This window comes from Streptomyces sp. NPDC015144, from assembly GCF_043079735.1.
GTDB lineage: Bacteria > Actinomycetota > Actinomycetes > Streptomycetales > Streptomycetaceae > Streptomyces.
This window is the reverse complement of the sequence record NZ_JBIBUU010000003.1, coordinates 459,228-475,753: the sequence shown is the minus strand read 5'-3', so window position 1 is coordinate 475,753 and position 16,526 is coordinate 459,228. Positions and strand designations below refer to the sequence as shown.

The window sequence follows — 16,526 nt, the reverse complement described above, 5'->3', positions numbered from 1 at the left end:
GTCACGGGGTGGGCGGGACGCGCTCCAGGAAGGGCTCCAGCAGGCCGGGGACGGCGCGGGCGGCGAAGTCGAGGCCCTCGCCCGTGTCCGTGTCGTACGCCGTGTACGCGCCCGATCCGGCGGCCGTGGTCGCGGTGACGCTCAGCACTCCGGCCCGGCGCTGGAAGTAGGTCCGGCGGACCGTCCAGCCGATGATCCCGGCCCGCTCCAGCGCGGCGGTCGAGCGCCGCACCGTGCCCGAGCGCACCACCAGGTGGTCGCCGCTGAGGGTGTGCCCCAGGCTCCGGTACGCGTCCCGGGCCAGCAGCAGCCCGACGGGGAGGGCGACGGTGGTCCAGCCGAGCGCGGTCCAGAGCAGCACCGGCGTCAGCACCGCGCCCAGCACGGCCTGGAGGGCCGACGGGACGGCGACGGCCCACAGCGCCCGGCGGAGCCTGCGGCCGAGGGCCGCCCGGGGGTGTGCGGTCAGCGGGGCCCCGGTCGGGGAGTCCGTCCGGCGGAGCACGTCGGCGGCGACCGCGTCGGCGACCCGGCGGGGCGCGGCGGGGAGCAGGGTGTTCCGGTCGGCGTGCCGCTCCTCCTCGTCCTTGGCGAGGCCGGTGGTGATCGCGTCGACGCGGGCGGCGCCCAGGGCCCGGACGCCGAGCGGTTCCACCACGTCGACGCCGCGCAGCCGCCGCTCCTCGATGGAGACGGACCGGGAGGTCAGCAGCCCCCGCCGGACGCGCAGCGTGCCGCCGGGCTCCCGCTCCAGCCGGTAGTTCCACCACATCTCGACCCAGAGGCCGAGCGCGCCGACCACCCCGGCGGCCACCGCGGCCAGGACGAGGACGAGGATCATGGCGGTGACCGAGGTGTCCCGGAACCGGTCGCCGACCCAGGCGATCACCTGTCGCTGCGCGCCGAACCAGTCGCTGACCTGCATCACGCTCCCGGCCGCCGCACCGCCGAGCGCGGGGGCGACGAAGGAGACGGGCGCGTAGCGGATCCAGCGCGGGTCCAGGGTGGCGAGGCGGCCCTCGCGGGGGGAGCCGGGGGCGGTGCCGGCCGTACGCTCCAGCAGTGCGCGGCGGAGCCGTTCGCCCTCGGGGCGGGCGACCGGGTCCAGCTCCAGGGTGGAGTCGTGGCTGGCCTGCTCGCCGGTGCCGATGCGGACGGTGACCAGACCGAGCACCCGTTGCAGCGGATGGGCGGTGAGGTCGACGCTGCGGATCCGCTCGCGGGCCAGGGAGCGCTTCTTGACCAGGAAGAGGCCGGTGTGGAGCTCGACCCGTTCGGCACCGATCCGGTAGCGGGTGCGGCGCCAGCGCACGTACTCGCCGGCCGCCACCGAGCCGACGAGCAGCACGGCCCCGGCGACGACCCAGGCGACGGCGGCGGGGGTGCCCAGCCGCCCGGCCAGGCCGAGCGTGGTGGGCACGGCCGCGCCGGCCACCACCCCGGCCATGACCAGCGCGCCGACCAGGACGGCGCGCGGGTCCAGCGGACTCCAGCCGGTGGCGGGGAGGTCGGTGGTACCGGTCTCCGCCGTCTCGGAGGTCATGTGGCGTCCCCGGGGGTGGACCGGGTGATCCTGGTCAGCCGCTCGGCCAGCTCGGCCGCCGTGGTGTGGTCGAGGCCCCCGACGCGGATCGCGCCCCTGGCCGACGCGGTGGTCACGGTGACCGTCGCGAGCCGGAAGAGCTGTTCGAGCGGTCCGCGCACGGTGTCCACGGTCTGGATCCGGGACATCGGGGCGATCCGCCACTCCTGCCTCAGGAGGCCGGTCCGGACGTACACCGCCTCCTCCGTGACCTCCCAGCGGTGGGTCCGGTACCACCAGAAGGGGAGGAGGACGGTGCCGCCGGCGCCGAGCACGACGAGGATCGCGGCGGGCAGCAACAGCCAGAACCGGGCCGGCCCGATGAGCAGGCCCAGTACGGCCAGCACCGCCACCGGGGCCGCCGTCAGCAGCAGACACCGGGTCCGCCACCACCACACGGCCCTCGGGTCCAGCATGTTGCGCGGCGGCCGCAGCCGCACCGTCCCCTCCCCCGTGGTCATCGGCTCAGCGCCCCCGGCGGGCCCGGTAGGCGCGGACCAGCGCGGCGGTCGAGCTGTCCAGCCGCTCGCCCTCCTCGGCGCCGGTGAGCACCGGCTCGATCTTCTTGGCGAGGACCTTGCCGAGCTCGACGCCCCACTGGTCGAAGGAGTCGATGTTCCAGACGGCGCCCTGGACGAAGACCTTGTGCTCGTAGAGCGCGATCAGCTGGCCGAGGACGGACGGGGTCAGCCGGTCGCCGAGGATCGTCGTCGTCGGGTGGTTGCCCCGGAAGGTCTTGTGCGGCACCAGCTCCTCGGCGACGCCCTCGGCGCGCACCTCCTCCGGCGTCTTGCCGAAGGCCAGCGCCTGGGTCTGGGCGAAGAAGTTGGCCATCAGCAGATCGTGCTGGGCGACCAGGCCGGGCAGCAGGTCGGCGACCGGCTCGGCGAAGCCGATGAAGTCGGCCGGGATGACCTTGGTGCCCTGGTGGATCAGCTGGTAGTAGGCGTGCTGGCCGTTGGTGCCGGGGGTGCCCCAGACCACCGGGCCGGTCTGCCAGTCGACCGGGTTGCCGTCCCGGTCGACGGACTTGCCGTTGGACTCCATGTCGAGCTGCTGGAGGTACGCGGTGAACTTCGACAGGTAGTGGCTGTACGGCAGCACGGCGTGCGACTGGGCGTCGAAGAAAGCCCCGTACCAGACGCCCAGCAGCCCCATCAGCAGCGGGACGTTCTCCTCGGGCGGCGCGGCGCGGAAGTGCTCGTCGACGAGGTGGAAGCCGTCGAGCATCTCGCGGAAGCGGTCCGGGCCGATGGCGATCATCAGGGAGAGCCCGATCGCCGAGTCGTAGGAGTAGCGGCCGCCGACCCAGTCCCAGAACTCGAACATGTGGGAGGTGTCGATGCCGAACCCGGCGACCTTCTCCGCGTTGGTGGAGAGCGCCACGAAGTGCTTGGCGACCGCGTCCTGGCCGGCCCGCAGGCCGGTGAGCAGCCAGTCGCGGGCGGAGGTGGCGTTGGTGATCGTCTCGATCGTGGTGAAGGTCTTCGAGGCGATGACGAAGAGCGTCTCGGCCGGGTCGAGGTCGCGCACCGCCTCGTGGAGGTCGGCGCCGTCGACGTTCGACACGAAGCGGAAGGTCAGCTCCCGGTCCGTGAAGGAGCGCAGCACCTCGTACGCCATGGCGGGGCCGAGGTCGGAGCCGCCGATGCCGATGTTGACGATGTTGCGGATGGGCCTGCCGGTGTGGCCGGTCCACTCCCCCGACCTGATCCGGTCGGAGAAGTCGGCCATCCGGTCGAGCACGGCGTGCACACCGGGCACCACGTTCGCGCCGTCGACCTCGATCACCGCGTCGCGCGGGGCGCGGAGCGCGGTGTGCAGGACCGCGCGGTCCTCGGTGGTGTTGATCTTCTCGCCGCGGAACATGGCGTCCCGCAGCCCCGCCACGTCGGTGGCCGCGGCGAGCGCGCGCAGCAGCCGCAGCGTCTCGTCGGTGACCAGGTGCTTGGAGTAGTCGACGTACAGATCGCCGACGCGGAGGGTGTATCCGGTGCCGCGCTCCGGATCGGCCGCGAAGAGCTCCCGCAGGTGGGTGGTGCCGAGCTGTTCGCGGTGTTTGCCCAGTGCGGTCCACTCGGGCGTCTGGTCGAGCCTGGTTCGGCTAGGTGTGTTCATCCCGGAAATCAGCCCACTTCTTCTCGTGCCTGCAGTTGCCCCGCTGCGCCTCCCAACCTAATTGATCGGGGGCACCGGCGAGGCGCGGGCGGCGGGCGGCACGGCGGAAGCAGCCCGGCCGGGCACCCTGGGGGTGCCCGGCCGGTGAACTTCTAGATCTCGCCCCGGAGTTTCGCCAGGGCCTCGGCGAGGATCGCCTCGCCGTCGGCGTCGCTGCGCCGCTCCCGTACGTACGCGAGGTGCGTCTTGTACGGCTCGGTGCGCGGCGGTGCCGGCGGGCTGTCCCGGTCCTGACCGGCCGGGAAGCCGCAGCGCGGGCAGTCCCAGGTCTCCGGTACCTGCGCGTCACTGGCGAAGCTCGGCTGGGTCTCGTGCCCGTTCGAGCACCAGAAGGAGATGCGGAGGCGCGGCGCGGACTCACCGCGCTCGGCCTCCCCCATCGGCCCCGCTCCGACCCGGCTTCCCCGGATCGCGTTGCCACTTGCCACGGTCGTAACTCCCTGCGTGATGGTGCTCGAAGGTGCACCAGTCTACGTAAGGCCCAACGCGCGTCCAGTGAAAGGAGTTACACCATCACCGGGATTCGCGTACGACGGGTCAGCTGTCCAACTTGATCAGCAGACCAAGCGCCACAATGCACGCGAACCAGGCCAGTCCGACAACCACGGTGATGCGGTCGAGGTTCCGCTCGGCGACCGAGGAGCCGCCGACGGACGACTGCATGCCGCCGCCGAACATGTCGGAGAGGCCGCCGCCCTTGCCCTTGTGCATCAGCACCAGCAGCATCAGCAGCAGGCTGAAGACGATCAGGGCGATCTCGAACGCCAAAATCACGGCTGGTCCCTACTTTCCGGAATTCCTCTGGACTGCATGTGCGAACGGCGGGGGCCGGAAGGCTGCTCCCTCCACGGCCCCCGCAAGAGTACGACGGATCGGCGCTACCGCATACTCACTGGTCGCGGAAGCGGACGATCTTGACGAACTCGTCGGCGTCCAGCGCGGCACCGCCGACCAGCGCGCCGTCGACATCGGGCTGCGCCATGATCGCGGCGACGTTGCCGGACTTCACCGAGCCGCCGTACTGGATGCGGACACCGTCGGCCAGCTCCTGGGAGTACAGCTCGGCCAGCCGGCCGCGGATCGCACCGCAGACCTCCTGGGCGTCCTCCGGGGTGGCGACCTCGCCGGTGCCGATGGCCCAGACCGGCTCGTACGCGATCACGACGGACGCGGCCTGTTCGGCCGGTACGTCCTTCAGGCCCCCGTCGAGCTGCGCGAGGGTGTAGGAGACCTGGTCACCGGCCTTGCGGACGTCCAGGCCCTCGCCGACGCAGAGGATCGGGGTCAGGCCGTGCTTGAAGGCGGCCTTCACCTTGGCGTTGCAGAGCTCGTCGGTCTCACCGTGGTACTGGCGGCGCTCGCTGTGGCCGACCGCGACATAGGCGCAGCGGAGCTTGGCGAGCATCGGGCCGGAGACCTCACCGGTGTACGCGCCGGAGTCGTGCGCCGAGATGTCCTGGGCGCCGAACTTGATCTTCAGCTTGTCGCCCTCGACCAGGGTCTGCACGGACCGCAGGTCGGTGAAGGGCACCAGGACGGCGACCTCGACGGCGTCGTAGTCCTTGTCGGTCAGTGCGAAGCCGAGCTTCTGGGTGTGGGCGATGGCCTCCAGGTGGTTGAGGTTCATCTTCCAGTTGCCCGCCATCAGCGGGGTCCGGCCATGGGCAGTAGCAGTCATGAAAGTCAGTCCTCCAGTGCGGCGAGGCCGGGGAGCGTCTTGCCCTCGAGGTATTCGAGGCTGGCACCGCCACCGGTCGAGATGTGTCCGAACGCGTTTTCGTCGAAGCCCAGGGTGCGGACGGCGGCGGCGGAGTCGCCACCGCCGACCACGCTGAAGCCCGGGGAGTCGACGAGGGCCTGGGCGACGGCCCGGGTGCCCTGCGCGTAGTCGGGGTGCTCGAAGACGCCCATGGGGCCGTTCCAGAAGACGGTGGCGGCGTCGGCGAGCTTCGAGGCGTACAGCTTGTTGGTCTCGGGGCCGTTGTCCAGGCCGATGAAACCGGCCGGCATGGCGTCGGCGGGCACCGTGCGGTGCTCGGTCGGGGCCTTGGCCTTCAGGTCCGGGAACTGCTCGGAGACCACGACGTCGACGGGGAGGACGAACTCCACGCCCCGGTCCTCGGCGCGCTTGAGGTACTCCAGCACCGCCGGGATCTGGTCCTCCTGGAGGAGCGAGCTGCCGACCTCGTGGCCCTGGGCCTTGAGGAAGGTGTACGCCATGCCGCCGCCGATCAGGATGCGGTCGGCGCGCTCCAGCAGGTGGTCGATGACGCCGAGCTTGTCGGAGACCTTGGAGCCGCCGAGCACCACGGCGTACGGGCGCTCGACGTTCTCGGTGAGCTTCTTCAGGACGCCGACCTCGGTGGCGATCAGGTCGCCGGCGGCGTGCGGGAGGCGGGCCGGGAGGTCGAAGACCGAGGCGTGCTTGCGGTGCACGGCGCCGAAGCCGTCGCCCACGTACAGGTCGGCGAGTTCGGCGAGCCGGTCGGCGAACGCGCCGCGCTCGGCGTCGTCCTTGGACGTCTCGCCCGGGTTGAAGCGCAGGTTCTCCAGGACGGCGACCTGCCCGTCGCCCAGTGCGGCGACCGTGGCGCGGGCCGACTCGCCGACCGTGTCGGTCGCGAACGCGACGTCGGTCCCGATGAGTTCACCGAGCCGGGCGGCGGCGGGCGCCAGCGAGAAGGCCGGGTCCGGGGCGCCCTTGGGACGGCCCAGGTGCGAGGCGACGACGACCCGCGCGCCGGCCGCGACCAGCTTCTTCACGGTCGGTGCGACGGCGCGGATACGGCCGTCGTCGGTAATGGTGGTGCCGCTCAGCGGCACGTTGAGGTCGGCACGCACGAACACGCGTTTGCCGGTGACCCCTTCGGCGATCAGTTCATCGATCGTCTTCATCTTGCTGGACTCCTTGGAGAGCGGGAGAGCATGCCACGGGGCCCGAACGGCGCGACGTTGCGCTGTTCGAGCCCCGTGCTCACATCGAGGTACCTGCCGGTTCGACGGTCAGAGCCGGGCGCCGACGAAGACGGTCAGGTCGACGAGACGGTTGGAGTAGCCCCACTCGTTGTCGTACCAACCGAGGACCTTCACCGACGTCCCGTCCTGAACCATGGTCAGCGACGAGTCGAAGGTGCAGGACGCCGGGTCGCCGACGATGTCGGACGACACGATCGGGTCCTCGGTGTGGAAGAGGATGCCCTTGAGGTCGCCGTCCTCCGAGGCCTTCTTGAACGCGGCGTTGACCTCGTCCCTGGTGACCTCGCGCTGGAGCTCGACGACCAGGTCGGTGGCCGAACCGGTCGGGACCGGGACGCGCATGGCGATGCCGTCCAGCTTGCCCTTCAGCTGCGGGAGCACCAGGGCGGTGGCCTTGGCGGCACCGGTGGTGGTGGGGATGATGTTGGCCGCGGCGGCACGGGCGCGGCGCAGGTCGGAGTGGGGGAAGTCCAGGATCCGCTGGTCGTTCGTGTACGCGTGGACCGTCGTCATCAGGCCCTTGACGATGCCGAAGTTCTCGTCGAGGACCTTGGCCATCGGCGCGACGCAGTTGGTCGTGCAGGAGGCGTTGGAGATGACGTGGTGGTTGGCCGCGTCGTACTGGTCCTGGTTGACGCCCATCACGATGGTGATGTCCTCACCCTTGGCCGGGGCCGAGATGAGGACCTTCTTGGCGCCGCCGGCGAGGTGCTTCTCGGCGTCGGCCTTCTTCGTGAAGATGCCGGTCGACTCGATGACGATGTCGACGCCCAGCTCGCCCCAGGGGAGGTCGGCCGGGTTGCGCTCGGAGAGCACCTTGATCGTGTGACCATCGACGGTGATGGTGTCGGCGGTGTGGCTGACCTCTGCCTTGAGGCGGCCGAGGATCGTGTCGTACTTCAGCAGGTGGGCCGTGGTCGCGGTGTCACCCAGGTCGTTGACAGCCACGATCTCGATGTCCGCACCCTGCTCCAGCAACGCGCGGAAGTAGTTGCGGCCGATGCGACCGAAGCCGTTGATGCCTACGCGGATCGTCACGAACCGATCTCCTCGTTGAATACGCGGGATTCTCACCCCGGCGAGTTGTATGAGATGTCCCCGACCGCCTCCGACCCTACCTCTCCGGGGCCCCCGGGGTGACATCGAACGGGGCCGTCGGAACGGCGAAGGTCCGTACTCCTCGGTAGGAGTACGGACCTTCGCCGTCCATCCGCGCACGCAGCGGTGATTACGCAAAGTCAGCTTCTGTGGGGTGCCCGTGCGACCGGCGCGGGGCCGGTCGGGACCCCCTTCCGGATCAGCTCACCAGGCCGTCCGCGAGCTCCTCGCTGAGGGTGGATTCGGTGCCCGGGATACCCAGGTCCTGGGCCCGCTTGTCGGCCATCGCCAGCAGGCGGCGGATCCGTCCGGCGACCGCGTCCTTGGTCAGCGGCGGGTCGGCGAGCGCGCCCAGCTCCTCCAGGGACGCCTGCTTGTGCTCCATGCGCAGCCGGCCCGCCGCCGCGAGGTGCTCGGGCACCTCCTCGCCGAGGATCTCCAGGGCGCGGCCGACCCGGGCGCCGGCGGCGACCGCGGCCCGCGCGGAGCGGCGCAGGTTGGCGTCGTCGAAGTTGGCCAGGCGGTTGGCGGTGGCGCGGACCTCGCGGCGCATCCGCCGCTCCTCCCAGGCCAGCACCGAGTCATGGGCGCCGAGCCGGGTGAGCAGGGCGCCGATCGCGTCCCCGTCCCGGACCACCACGCGGTCCACCCCGCGCACCTCGCGGGCCTTGGCCGCGATGGAGAGCCGCCGGGCGGCGCCGACCAGGGCGAGCGCGGCCTCCGGGCCGGGGCAGGTCACCTCCAGGGAGGAGGAGCGGCCCGGCTCGGTGAGCGAGCCGTGGGCGAGGAAGGCCCCGCGCCAGGCGGCCTCGGCGTCGCAGGTCGCCCCCGAGACCACCTGCGGGGGCAGCCCGCGGATGGGGCGGCCCCGGCCGTCCACCAGCCCGGTCTGCCGGGCCAGCTGGTCGCCGCCCGCCACGACGCGTACGACGTAGCGGGAGCTGCGGCGCAGCCCGCCGGGGGCCATCACGATCAGCTCCGAGCTGTGCCCGAAGATCTCCAGGATGTCCCGTTTGAGCCGCCGTGCCGCCATCGAGGTGTCCAGCTCCGCCTCGATCACGATCCGACCGCTCACCAGGTGCAGCCCGCCCGCGAACCGAAGAATCGCCGAGACCTCTGCCTTCCTGCAGCACGTCCGGGTGACAGGAAGCCGAGAGATTTCGCTCTTCACCGCCTGCGTCATCGCCATGGGCCGATCCTTCCATGCATCCGAAAAATACGGTCGTACGCGGCGGCCAACAGCTCCGGATCATGAATCGGAACGCCGTCGGGTGAGGCCACCGGCGCCAGCTCGACCGCGGCGCCGAGCCGCTTGGCGGCATCGGCGAGGGACTCACGGTCGGGCACGGCGGCTTCGTCGGCCAGCACCACGTCCAGGGCGAGTTTAGGGGCGTGTCGTCCCAAAACCTCCAAATGACGCTGCGGGGAGAAGCCATCAGTTTCACCCGGTTGCGGAGCGAGGTTGAGCGAGAGGACCCTGCGGGCCTTGGTCTCGACGAGCGCGTCGAGCAGTTCGGGGACGAGCAGGTGCGGGATGACCGAGGAGAACCAGGACCCCGGGCCGAGCACCACCCAGTCGGCGTCGAGGACCGCCTCGACCGCCTCGGGGACGGCGGGCGGGGCGTGCGGGACGACGTGGACGGACTGCACCTCGCCGGGGGTGAGCGCCACGGTGGCCTGGCCGCGCACGGTGTCCACGTCGTCGGGGCGGGCCGGGTCGTGCCCGCGGACCAGCGCCTGGAGCTCCAGCGGCACGGCGGACATCGGCAGCACCCGGCCGTGCGCGCCGAGCAGCCTGCCGACCAGGTCGAGTGCCTGGACGGGGTCGCCGAGCTGCTCCCACAGGGCGACGATCAGCAGGTTGCCGACGGCGTGCTCGTGCAGGTCGCCCCGGGACTGGAAGCGGTGCTGGATGACCCGGGACCAGGTCTGGCCCCAGTCGTCGTCGCCGCAGAGGGCGGCCAGCGCCTTGCGCAGGTCGCCCGGGGGCAGGACGCCCAGCTCCTCGCGGAGGCGGCCGCTGGAGCCGCCGTCGTCGGCGACGGTCACCACCGCGGTGAGGTCGCCGGTGATCCGCCGGAGCGCGGCGAGGGAGGCGGACAGCCCGTGGCCGCCGCCGAGGGCGACGACCTTGGGCTGGGCGCCGCGCTTGCGGCCGGACAGCGCGGAGGTGGCTCTGCGCAGCCGCCGCAGGCGCAGATTGCGGCTGGTCACTCGCGCCCCATGTCCCGGTGGACGAGGACGGTCTCGATGCCTTCGGTGGCGAGCCGGGCCGCCAGCTTCTCGGACATGGCGACCGAGCGGTGCTTGCCGCCCGTGCAGCCGACCGCGATGGTCACGTAGCGCTTGCCCTCGCGGCGGTATCCGGCGGCGATGAGCTGGAGCAGCTCGGTGTACTGGTTGAGGAACTCCTTGGCGCCCGGCTGGTCGAAGACGTAGGCGGAGACCTCCTCGTTGAGGCCGGTGAAGGGGCGCAGCTCGGGGACCCAGTGCGGGTTGGGCAGGAAGCGGCAGTCGACCACCAGGTCGGCGTCGACCGGCAGCCCGTACTTGAAGCCGAAGGACATCACCGTGGCGCGCAGCTCCGGCTCCTCGTCGCCGGCGAACTGGGCGTCCATCTTGGCGCGCAGCTCGTGGACGTTGAGGCTGGAGGTGTCGATCACCAGGTCGGCGTCGCCGCGCAGCTCGCGCAGCAGGTCGCGCTCGGCGGCGATGCCGTCGACGATCCGGCCGTCGCCCTGGAGGGGGTGCGGGCGGCGGACCGATTCGAAGCGGCGGACCAGGGCGTCGTCGGAGGACTCCAGGAAGACGATGCGCCGGGTGACGTGCTTGGTGTCCAGGTCGGCGAGGGACTCGCGGAGGTTGTCGAAGAAGCGGCGGCCGCGGACGTCGACGACGACGGCGATCCGGGCCACGTTGCCCTGCGAGCGGGCGCCGAGCTCGACCATGGTGGGGATCAGGGCGGGCGGCAGGTTGTCGACGACGAACCAGCCGAGGTCCTCCAGGCATTTGGCCGCGGTGCTGCGGCCGGCGCCCGACATCCCCGAGATGATCACCAGCTCGGGAATGGCCGCATTCCCGTCGCCGGTCTCGATCGTGGTGCCCGTACTCACGTGTGGTGCTCCGTCTGTTCGGTCGGTGCCGTCGTGCTCGACTGCTTGCTCGTGTGCGGTGTCGCGCTCACGCTCGGTCATGGCGTGCTGCCCCCGTCGTCCTCTTCAATGATCTCTCCTGTCGCCGTGTTCACGGCGGGCGTGGCCGGGGCGGTCGAGGCGAGGGCGACGGCCACTGATTCCGCCGTCCTGCGGCCTATCCCCGGAACCTCGCAGATCTCGTCGATTGTCGCCTGCTTCAGCTTCTTCACGGAGCCGAAATGCTTGATCAACGCCTGTTTCCGGGTTTCGCCGAGGCCGGAGATCGCGTCCAGGGGGCTGGAACGGATCCGTTTGGCCCGTTTGGCGCGCTGATACGTGATCGCGAAGCGGTGGGCCTCGTCACGGACGCGCTGGAGGAGGTAGAGGCCCTCGCTGGAGCGGGGCAGGACGACGGGGTCGTCGTCATCGGGCAGCCAGACCTCTTCGAGGCGCTTGGCGAGGCCGCAGACGGCGATGTCGTCGATGCCGAGCTCGTCGAGGGCGCGCCGGGCCGCGGCGACCTGGGGCTGCCCCCCGTCGACCACGACGAGCTGGGGCGGGTAGGCGAAGCGCTTGGGCCGCCCGTCGTCCTCACGCGGCTCGGTGCCGGCCGGGGCGGAATCCGGCGGTACGGGGGTGGACTCGGGGGCCTGCTCCCACTCGCCGTCGCGCTCCTTGTCCTGGAGGTACCTGCGGAAGCGTCGGCCGATCACCTCGTGCATCGACCGGACGTCGTCCTGGCCCTCGAAGCCCTTGATCTGGAAGCGGCGGTACTCGCTCTTGCGGGCGAGGCCGTCCTCGAAGACGACCATGGAGGCGACCACGTCGTCGCCCTGGAGGTGGGAGATGTCGTAGCACTCGATGCGCAGCGGGGCGGTGTCGAGGCCGAGCGCCTCGGCGATCTCCTCCAGGGCGCGCGAGCGGGTGGTGAGGTCGGAGGCGCGCCTGGTCTTGTGCAGCACCAGGGCCTGCTGGGCGTTGCGCTGGACCGTCGCCATGAGGTCCTTCTTGTCGCCGCGCTGCGGGACGCGCAGGCTGACCTGGGAGCCGCGGCGGTCCGCGAGCCACTGGGAGACCGCGTCCGGGTCCTCCGGGAGGGCCGGGACGAGGACCTCCTTGGGCACGGCGTCGCCGGTCTCCTCCCCGTAGAGCTGCTGCAGGGCGTGCTCGACCAGGCCCTGGGTGCCGACGTTCTCGACCCGGTCGGTGACCCAGCCGCGCTGGCCGCGGACCCGGCCGCCGCGCACGTGGAAGATCTGGACGGCGGCTTCGAGCTCGTCCTCGGCGAGTGCGATCAGGTCGGCGTCGGTGGCGTCGGCGAGGACGACGGCGCTCTTCTCCATGGCCCGCCTGAGCGCCTCCACGTCGTCGCGGAGCCGGGCCGCCCGCTCGTACTCCATCTCCTCGGCGGCCGCCATCATCTCCTTCTCCAGGCGGCGGATGTACGAGCCGGTGCGGCCGGCCATGAAGTCGCAGAACTCCTCGGCCAGGGCGCGGTGTTCCTCGGGGGTGACGCGGCCGACGCAGGGGGCCGAGCACTTGCCGATGTAGCCGAGGAGGCAGGGGCGGCCGGTCCGGGCGGCGTTCTTGAAGACGCCGGCGGAGCAGGTGCGCACCGGGAAGACCCGCAGCATCAGGTCGACCGTCTCGCGGATCGCCCAGGCGTGTCCGTACGGGCCGAAGTAGCGGACGCCCTTCTTCTTGGCCCCGCGCATGACCTGGACGCGCGGGAACTCCTCGTTGAGCGTGACCGCGAGGTAGGGGTAGCTCTTGTCGTCGCGGTACTTGACGTTGAACCGGGGGTCGTACTCCTTGATCCAGGAGTACTCCAGCTGGAGGGCCTCGACCTCGGTGGAGACGACCGTCCACTCCACCGAGGCGGCCGTGGTCACCATGGTGCGCGTGCGCGGGTGGAGCGAGGCCAGGTCCTGGAAGTAGTTGGCGAGGCGCTGGCGGAGGTTCTTGGCCTTGCCGACGTAGATCACCCGGCGGTGCTCGTCGCGGAATCTGTAGACCCCCGGGGAGTCGGGGATCTGACCCGGCTTGGGGCGGTAGCTGGAGGGGTCTGCCATGCCTCCCACCCTACTGGCGGGCACCGACAGCACGGCCGACCGGAAGCGGTGCCGGGCCCCGGGGCGCGGAACGTGGGAGCGCGCCCCGGGGCCCGGGGTCAGCCGCCCGCCGGGCCGGTCCGCCGCCGTCCGCGCAGGACGGCCCGGCCGGTGAGGGCGAGGGCGAGCAGGGCACCGGCTCCGGCGGCGGCCGAGGCGACGCTCACCGCCGGGCCGGAGAACGCGCCCGCGGCCGCCGTCCGTCGGCCGGCGTCGGTGCCGGGTGCGGGGGCGGTGGACGGGGCGTAGCCGCCCGCCCTGCCCGACCGGGCGTATCCGGAGCCGGGGAGCTTGTCCCCGTAGGCGGCGTGCACCCGGGCGCGGTAGGCGGCGAGCGTGGTGCCCCGGGGGCCGACCGCCCGGACGGCGTCCTGGTCCAGCGGGAGCACCCGCGTGCCCTTCTGGACGTACCAGGCGTCCACCTGGGGCTCGTGGAAGACCGTCCCGCCGGGCAGTTTCCGGGCGCCGGCGGCGGTGTAACGGGCCTCGTCGTCGCCGGTGGCGATGTTCACCACCTGCCAGGTGCCGTCCGTCCCCTCCTTCGGAAGGGACCACAGGGACGCCTTCTGGCCGTCCGAGGAGACGGCGGTGGTGGCGAGGTAGTCGAGCCGGGCGACCGGCGCCCCCGGCTTCCCGGCCACGAAGTCCGGGTCGAGGGTGCGCACCGGGACGGTGGCGCCCTCGATCCGGGGCGCCGCGGCCGACCTGCTGACCGCGCCCTCCCGGGCGAAGAACCGGGCCAGGGTGTCCAGGGTGGCGGGCTCGGCGGCCGCCTCCCGGGCGGCGGCCAGGGCGGCCGGTCCGGCGGTCGGGCCGGTGGCGGCGGCCGCTCCGGGGGCCGCGACGGTGAGCAGCGCGCAGCCCGCCAGTGCCCCGGTGGCGGCCAGGGCGGCGACGGCGGACCGGGTGGTGTGCGAGGGGCGTGCGGGCCGGGCGGGGTGCGCGGCGCGGGTGGCCTCGTGCTTCATCGCGTCACGCTCCGATCCGGTAGAGGGAGTGGGTCCAGGAGAACTCGCTGTTGTTCACGTACCAGGCGTGCGAGGCCCAGTTGTAACGGTTGCTGGAGGGCCAGGGGTCGCCCCAGTAGACCCAGCTGCCGGAGTCGTCGTACCCGTACAGGACGTGCATGTGGCCGCCGCCGGACGACCACTGGATGCGGGTCTCCACGGGGCGCCCGGCGGCGATCTCGGCCTGGACGGTGGGGTAGCGGAGCCAGCCGGTGACGTAGGAGCCGGGGTTGACCCCGACCCAGGACAGGCCGTCCTGGACGTTGCCGAGTGTGGCCTGGGAGTTGGGGCACTCGTAGCCCTGGGCCCGGCCGAAGGCGGCGTTGCAGAACTGGTTCTGCGAGTAGTTCCGGCCGAACCAGGTGGCGATGGTGTTGCCGGACGCCGCCCAGCACCAGTTGCTCTTCTGCTGGGCCTGCATGGTGATGTTCAGCCGCTGGGTGGCGGCGAGCGGGCTCGCCTGGGTGGGGGCGGCGGGCGCCGGGGCGGCGGTGGCGGTCGTCGTCGGTACGGCGAGGAGTGCGGCGGCCAGTGCGGTCGCCGCCAGGAACCGTCCCCTTCGGACTCGTATTCGGTTGCGCATGGCGTTCCTCCCGAGGCGGGGGTGTGGGATCGAAAGGAGCGCGTCCGGACGCTGTGCGAGGAGCATCGACCGTTGTCGGAGGCGGGTCAACACGCTTCAATGCGGGGGAACATCGCGGTGTGAACGGCGTGGCGGGTACGTGAACGGCCCTCCCCCGGCCACCTGCGGCACCACCCTTCCGGTGCGGTCCCCCGGGCACCGCACCGTGAACGTTCACCTGGAGGTCCCCATGCAGCACACCGAGGCCGAGCTGGCGCAGGTGCTGCACACCGGCCCGTTCCATCTGGCGCTGCGCACCGCGCTGTCGGTGCGCGGGCTGCCGCTCCAGCGGGTCCAGCACCATCTCGCGCACCGCGGGGTCAAAGTCGGTGTGACCAGCCTGAGTTACTGGCAGCAGGGGGCCCGGCGGCCGCAGCGCGCCGAATCGCTGAGGGCCGTGAAGGCGCTGGAGGAGGTGCTGCAACTGCCGGAGAACTCGCTGCTCCGGTTGCTGGGCACCGGGGATTCCCGGCCGGACGCCGACCGCCCGGCGGCGCGTTCCTACCGTTCCCTGCTGGAGTCGTCCGGCGCGGTGGAGCGGCTGCTCGGCCATCTGGGTTCACCGGTGGACGGCGGGCTGCACACGGTGGGGCACCACGAGCGGGTGCGGATCGGTCCGGGCCGGGAGCTGCGGCAGCGCGAGTCGCAGCACGTGGTGCGGGCCCACCGGGACGACATCGACCGCTATCTCGCCGTCCACCGGGGCGATCCTGGCTGCGATCCGGCACGGGTGCGGGTGACGGCCCGGGAGAACTGCCGGACCGGACGGGTCCGCTGGGACCGCGCGACGGGGGTGCTCGTCGCCGAGCTGCTCTTCGACGTCCGGCTGCGGGCGGGCGACACCCATCTCTTCGGCTACGGCTTCCACGACGGCACGGGAGGCCCGTCCCGCGAGTACGTGCGGGGGTTCAGCTTCGGCGGCGGGCAGTACGTGCTCCAGGTGGCCTTCGACGAGGCCGCGCTGCCCGTACGCTGCCGACGCTTCGCCCAGGTCTCGGCGGGGGCCCCGCGCGGCGGGCGTACGGATCTCACGCTGGCCGGCCGGCACCGGACCGTCCACCTGGTCGAACAGGGGGTACGGCCCGGTCTGGTCGGCATCGACTGGGACTGGGAGTGATCCGGTCCCGAGCCCCGTTCCCGGTACCGGAGCCGCCTTCGGGCGGGGTCAGGCCTCGGGGCCCGCGACCAGCTTTCCGCCCTCGACCCTGACCGGGACGGCGGGCAGCGGCGCGGTCGCCGGGCCGCGCATGGCCTTGCCGGTCGTGGTGTCGAAGTGGCTGCCGTGGCAGGGGCACGTCCCGACGTTGTCCTCGACCTTGTCGAGCAGGCAGCCCGCATGGGTGCACTGGGCGCTGAACGCCTTGTACTGGCCCTTGGCCGGGCAGCTCACGATGACCCGCTCGTTGCGGTAGAGCTTGGACTCGCCGACCGCGATCGCGTCCGGCGGGCCGAGCTCGACGGGGGCGGTGGGCGTCGGCGTCTCGGCGTGGCCGAGCTTCGACTCGGTCGAGCAGGCGGCCACTCCCAGCCCGGCGGCGCCGGCGAGAGCGGCACCCTTCAGCACGGTTCGGCGGGCGGCGGGCTGGCCGGGCATGCGGTCTCCAGTGGTCAGGAGGGGCGGATGGGCGCCGGACGCGGCCGCGCCGCGCGGGTACGCAGGAGTACCGCGGACGGCTCGGGCCATCGGTGCCATCGGTGACGGAACCGACGATACCGGCGGAGACCGACTCCCCTGCGGCCGGGCCGCTCCCCACCCGATCGCCCCTGGTCAGCGACGCGGCGATGGCCCCGGACCAGCAGGGACCACCGCCACCGCGC

16 protein-coding genes are annotated in these 16,526 nt (G+C 72.2%); 1 reads left to right on the top strand and 15 read right to left on the bottom strand.

Annotated features, from left to right (window positions below; translation table 11 throughout):
• Nucleotide 1: 1 nt before the first annotated feature.
• The 14 genes from ACF08W_RS08775 to ACF08W_RS08710 form a co-directional block, all read right to left on the bottom strand.
• On the bottom strand, nt 2-1,543 hold the full coding sequence (locus tag ACF08W_RS08775) for a PH domain-containing protein (protein ID WP_392278845.1): 1,542 nt from the start codon (nt 1,541-1,543) through the stop codon (nt 2-4).
• Complete coding sequence (locus ACF08W_RS08770) at nt 1,540-2,043, bottom strand: PH domain-containing protein (RefSeq protein WP_352275036.1); 504 nt, start codon at nt 2,041-2,043, stop codon at nt 1,540-1,542. The genes ACF08W_RS08775 and ACF08W_RS08770 overlap by 4 nt, the downstream gene beginning before the upstream one ends.
• A gap of 4 nt (nt 2,044-2,047) precedes the next feature.
• A complete protein-coding gene (gene pgi / locus ACF08W_RS08765; protein WP_392278844.1) occupies nt 2,048-3,700 on the bottom strand; it encodes a glucose-6-phosphate isomerase in 1,653 nt (550 codons plus the stop codon).
• 152 nt (nt 3,701-3,852) lie between these two features.
• Entirely contained in the window at nt 3,853-4,188 is a 336-nt protein-coding gene (locus ACF08W_RS08760; protein ID WP_266720873.1) for an RNA polymerase-binding protein RbpA, read from the bottom strand.
• A gap of 109 nt (nt 4,189-4,297) precedes the next feature.
• Nucleotides 4,298-4,534: a preprotein translocase subunit SecG gene (gene secG, locus ACF08W_RS08755; RefSeq protein ID WP_352275034.1), complete on the bottom strand. Its 237-nt coding sequence runs from the start codon at nt 4,532-4,534 to the stop codon at nt 4,298-4,300.
• A 115-nt stretch (nt 4,535-4,649) separates the two neighbouring features.
• A complete protein-coding gene (gene tpiA, locus ACF08W_RS08750) occupies nt 4,650-5,438 on the bottom strand; it encodes a triose-phosphate isomerase (RefSeq protein WP_352275033.1) in 789 nt (262 codons plus the stop codon).
• Between the two features lie 5 nt (nt 5,439-5,443).
• Complete coding sequence (locus ACF08W_RS08745) at nt 5,444-6,655, bottom strand: phosphoglycerate kinase (protein WP_352275032.1); 1,212 nt, start codon at nt 6,653-6,655, stop codon at nt 5,444-5,446.
• A gap of 108 nt (nt 6,656-6,763) precedes the next feature.
• Nucleotides 6,764-7,774 (bottom strand): type I glyceraldehyde-3-phosphate dehydrogenase, encoded by a 1,011-nt coding sequence (gene gap / locus ACF08W_RS08740; protein WP_352275031.1) that lies wholly within the window; start codon nt 7,772-7,774, stop codon nt 6,764-6,766.
• Between the two features lie 259 nt (nt 7,775-8,033).
• Nucleotides 8,034-9,023, bottom strand: coding sequence for a DNA-binding protein WhiA (gene whiA / locus ACF08W_RS08735; RefSeq protein ID WP_352275030.1), 990 nt, complete (start codon nt 9,021-9,023; stop codon nt 8,034-8,036).
• Nucleotides 9,014-10,048 (bottom strand): uridine diphosphate-N-acetylglucosamine-binding protein YvcK, encoded by a 1,035-nt coding sequence (yvcK, locus tag ACF08W_RS08730; protein WP_352275029.1) that lies wholly within the window; start codon nt 10,046-10,048, stop codon nt 9,014-9,016. The genes whiA and yvcK overlap by 10 nt, the downstream gene beginning before the upstream one ends.
• Nucleotides 10,045-11,028: an RNase adapter RapZ gene (gene rapZ, locus ACF08W_RS08725; protein ID WP_352275028.1), complete on the bottom strand. Its 984-nt coding sequence runs from the start codon at nt 11,026-11,028 to the stop codon at nt 10,045-10,047. The genes yvcK and rapZ overlap by 4 nt, the downstream gene beginning before the upstream one ends.
• The gene (gene uvrC / locus ACF08W_RS08720; protein ID WP_392278843.1) at nt 11,025-13,040 is read right to left on the bottom strand and encodes an excinuclease ABC subunit UvrC; all 2,016 of its coding nucleotides are present in this window, start codon (nt 13,038-13,040) and stop codon (nt 11,025-11,027) included. The genes rapZ and uvrC overlap by 4 nt, the downstream gene beginning before the upstream one ends.
• Nucleotides 13,041-13,138: 98 nt before the next feature.
• Nucleotides 13,139-14,047 (bottom strand): hypothetical protein, encoded by a 909-nt coding sequence (locus ACF08W_RS08715; RefSeq protein WP_392278842.1) that lies wholly within the window; start codon nt 14,045-14,047, stop codon nt 13,139-13,141.
• Between the two features lie 4 nt (nt 14,048-14,051).
• Nucleotides 14,052-14,669 carry a papain-like cysteine protease family protein gene (locus ACF08W_RS08710; RefSeq protein WP_392278841.1) on the bottom strand — a complete coding sequence of 206 codons (618 nt, stop codon included), beginning with the start codon at nt 14,667-14,669 and terminating at the stop codon, nt 14,052-14,054.
• A gap of 229 nt (nt 14,670-14,898) precedes the next feature.
• Between ACF08W_RS08710 and ACF08W_RS08705 the strand changes: the two genes are divergently transcribed.
• A complete protein-coding gene (locus ACF08W_RS08705) occupies nt 14,899-15,825 on the top strand; it encodes a hypothetical protein (RefSeq protein WP_352275024.1) in 927 nt (308 codons plus the stop codon).
• A gap of 48 nt (nt 15,826-15,873) precedes the next feature.
• On the opposite strand, the gene ACF08W_RS08700 is transcribed toward ACF08W_RS08705, so the two are convergent.
• The gene (locus tag ACF08W_RS08700) at nt 15,874-16,302 is read right to left on the bottom strand and encodes a Rieske (2Fe-2S) protein (RefSeq protein WP_352275023.1); all 429 of its coding nucleotides are present in this window, start codon (nt 16,300-16,302) and stop codon (nt 15,874-15,876) included.
• Between the last annotated feature and the right edge of the window lie 224 nt (nt 16,303-16,526).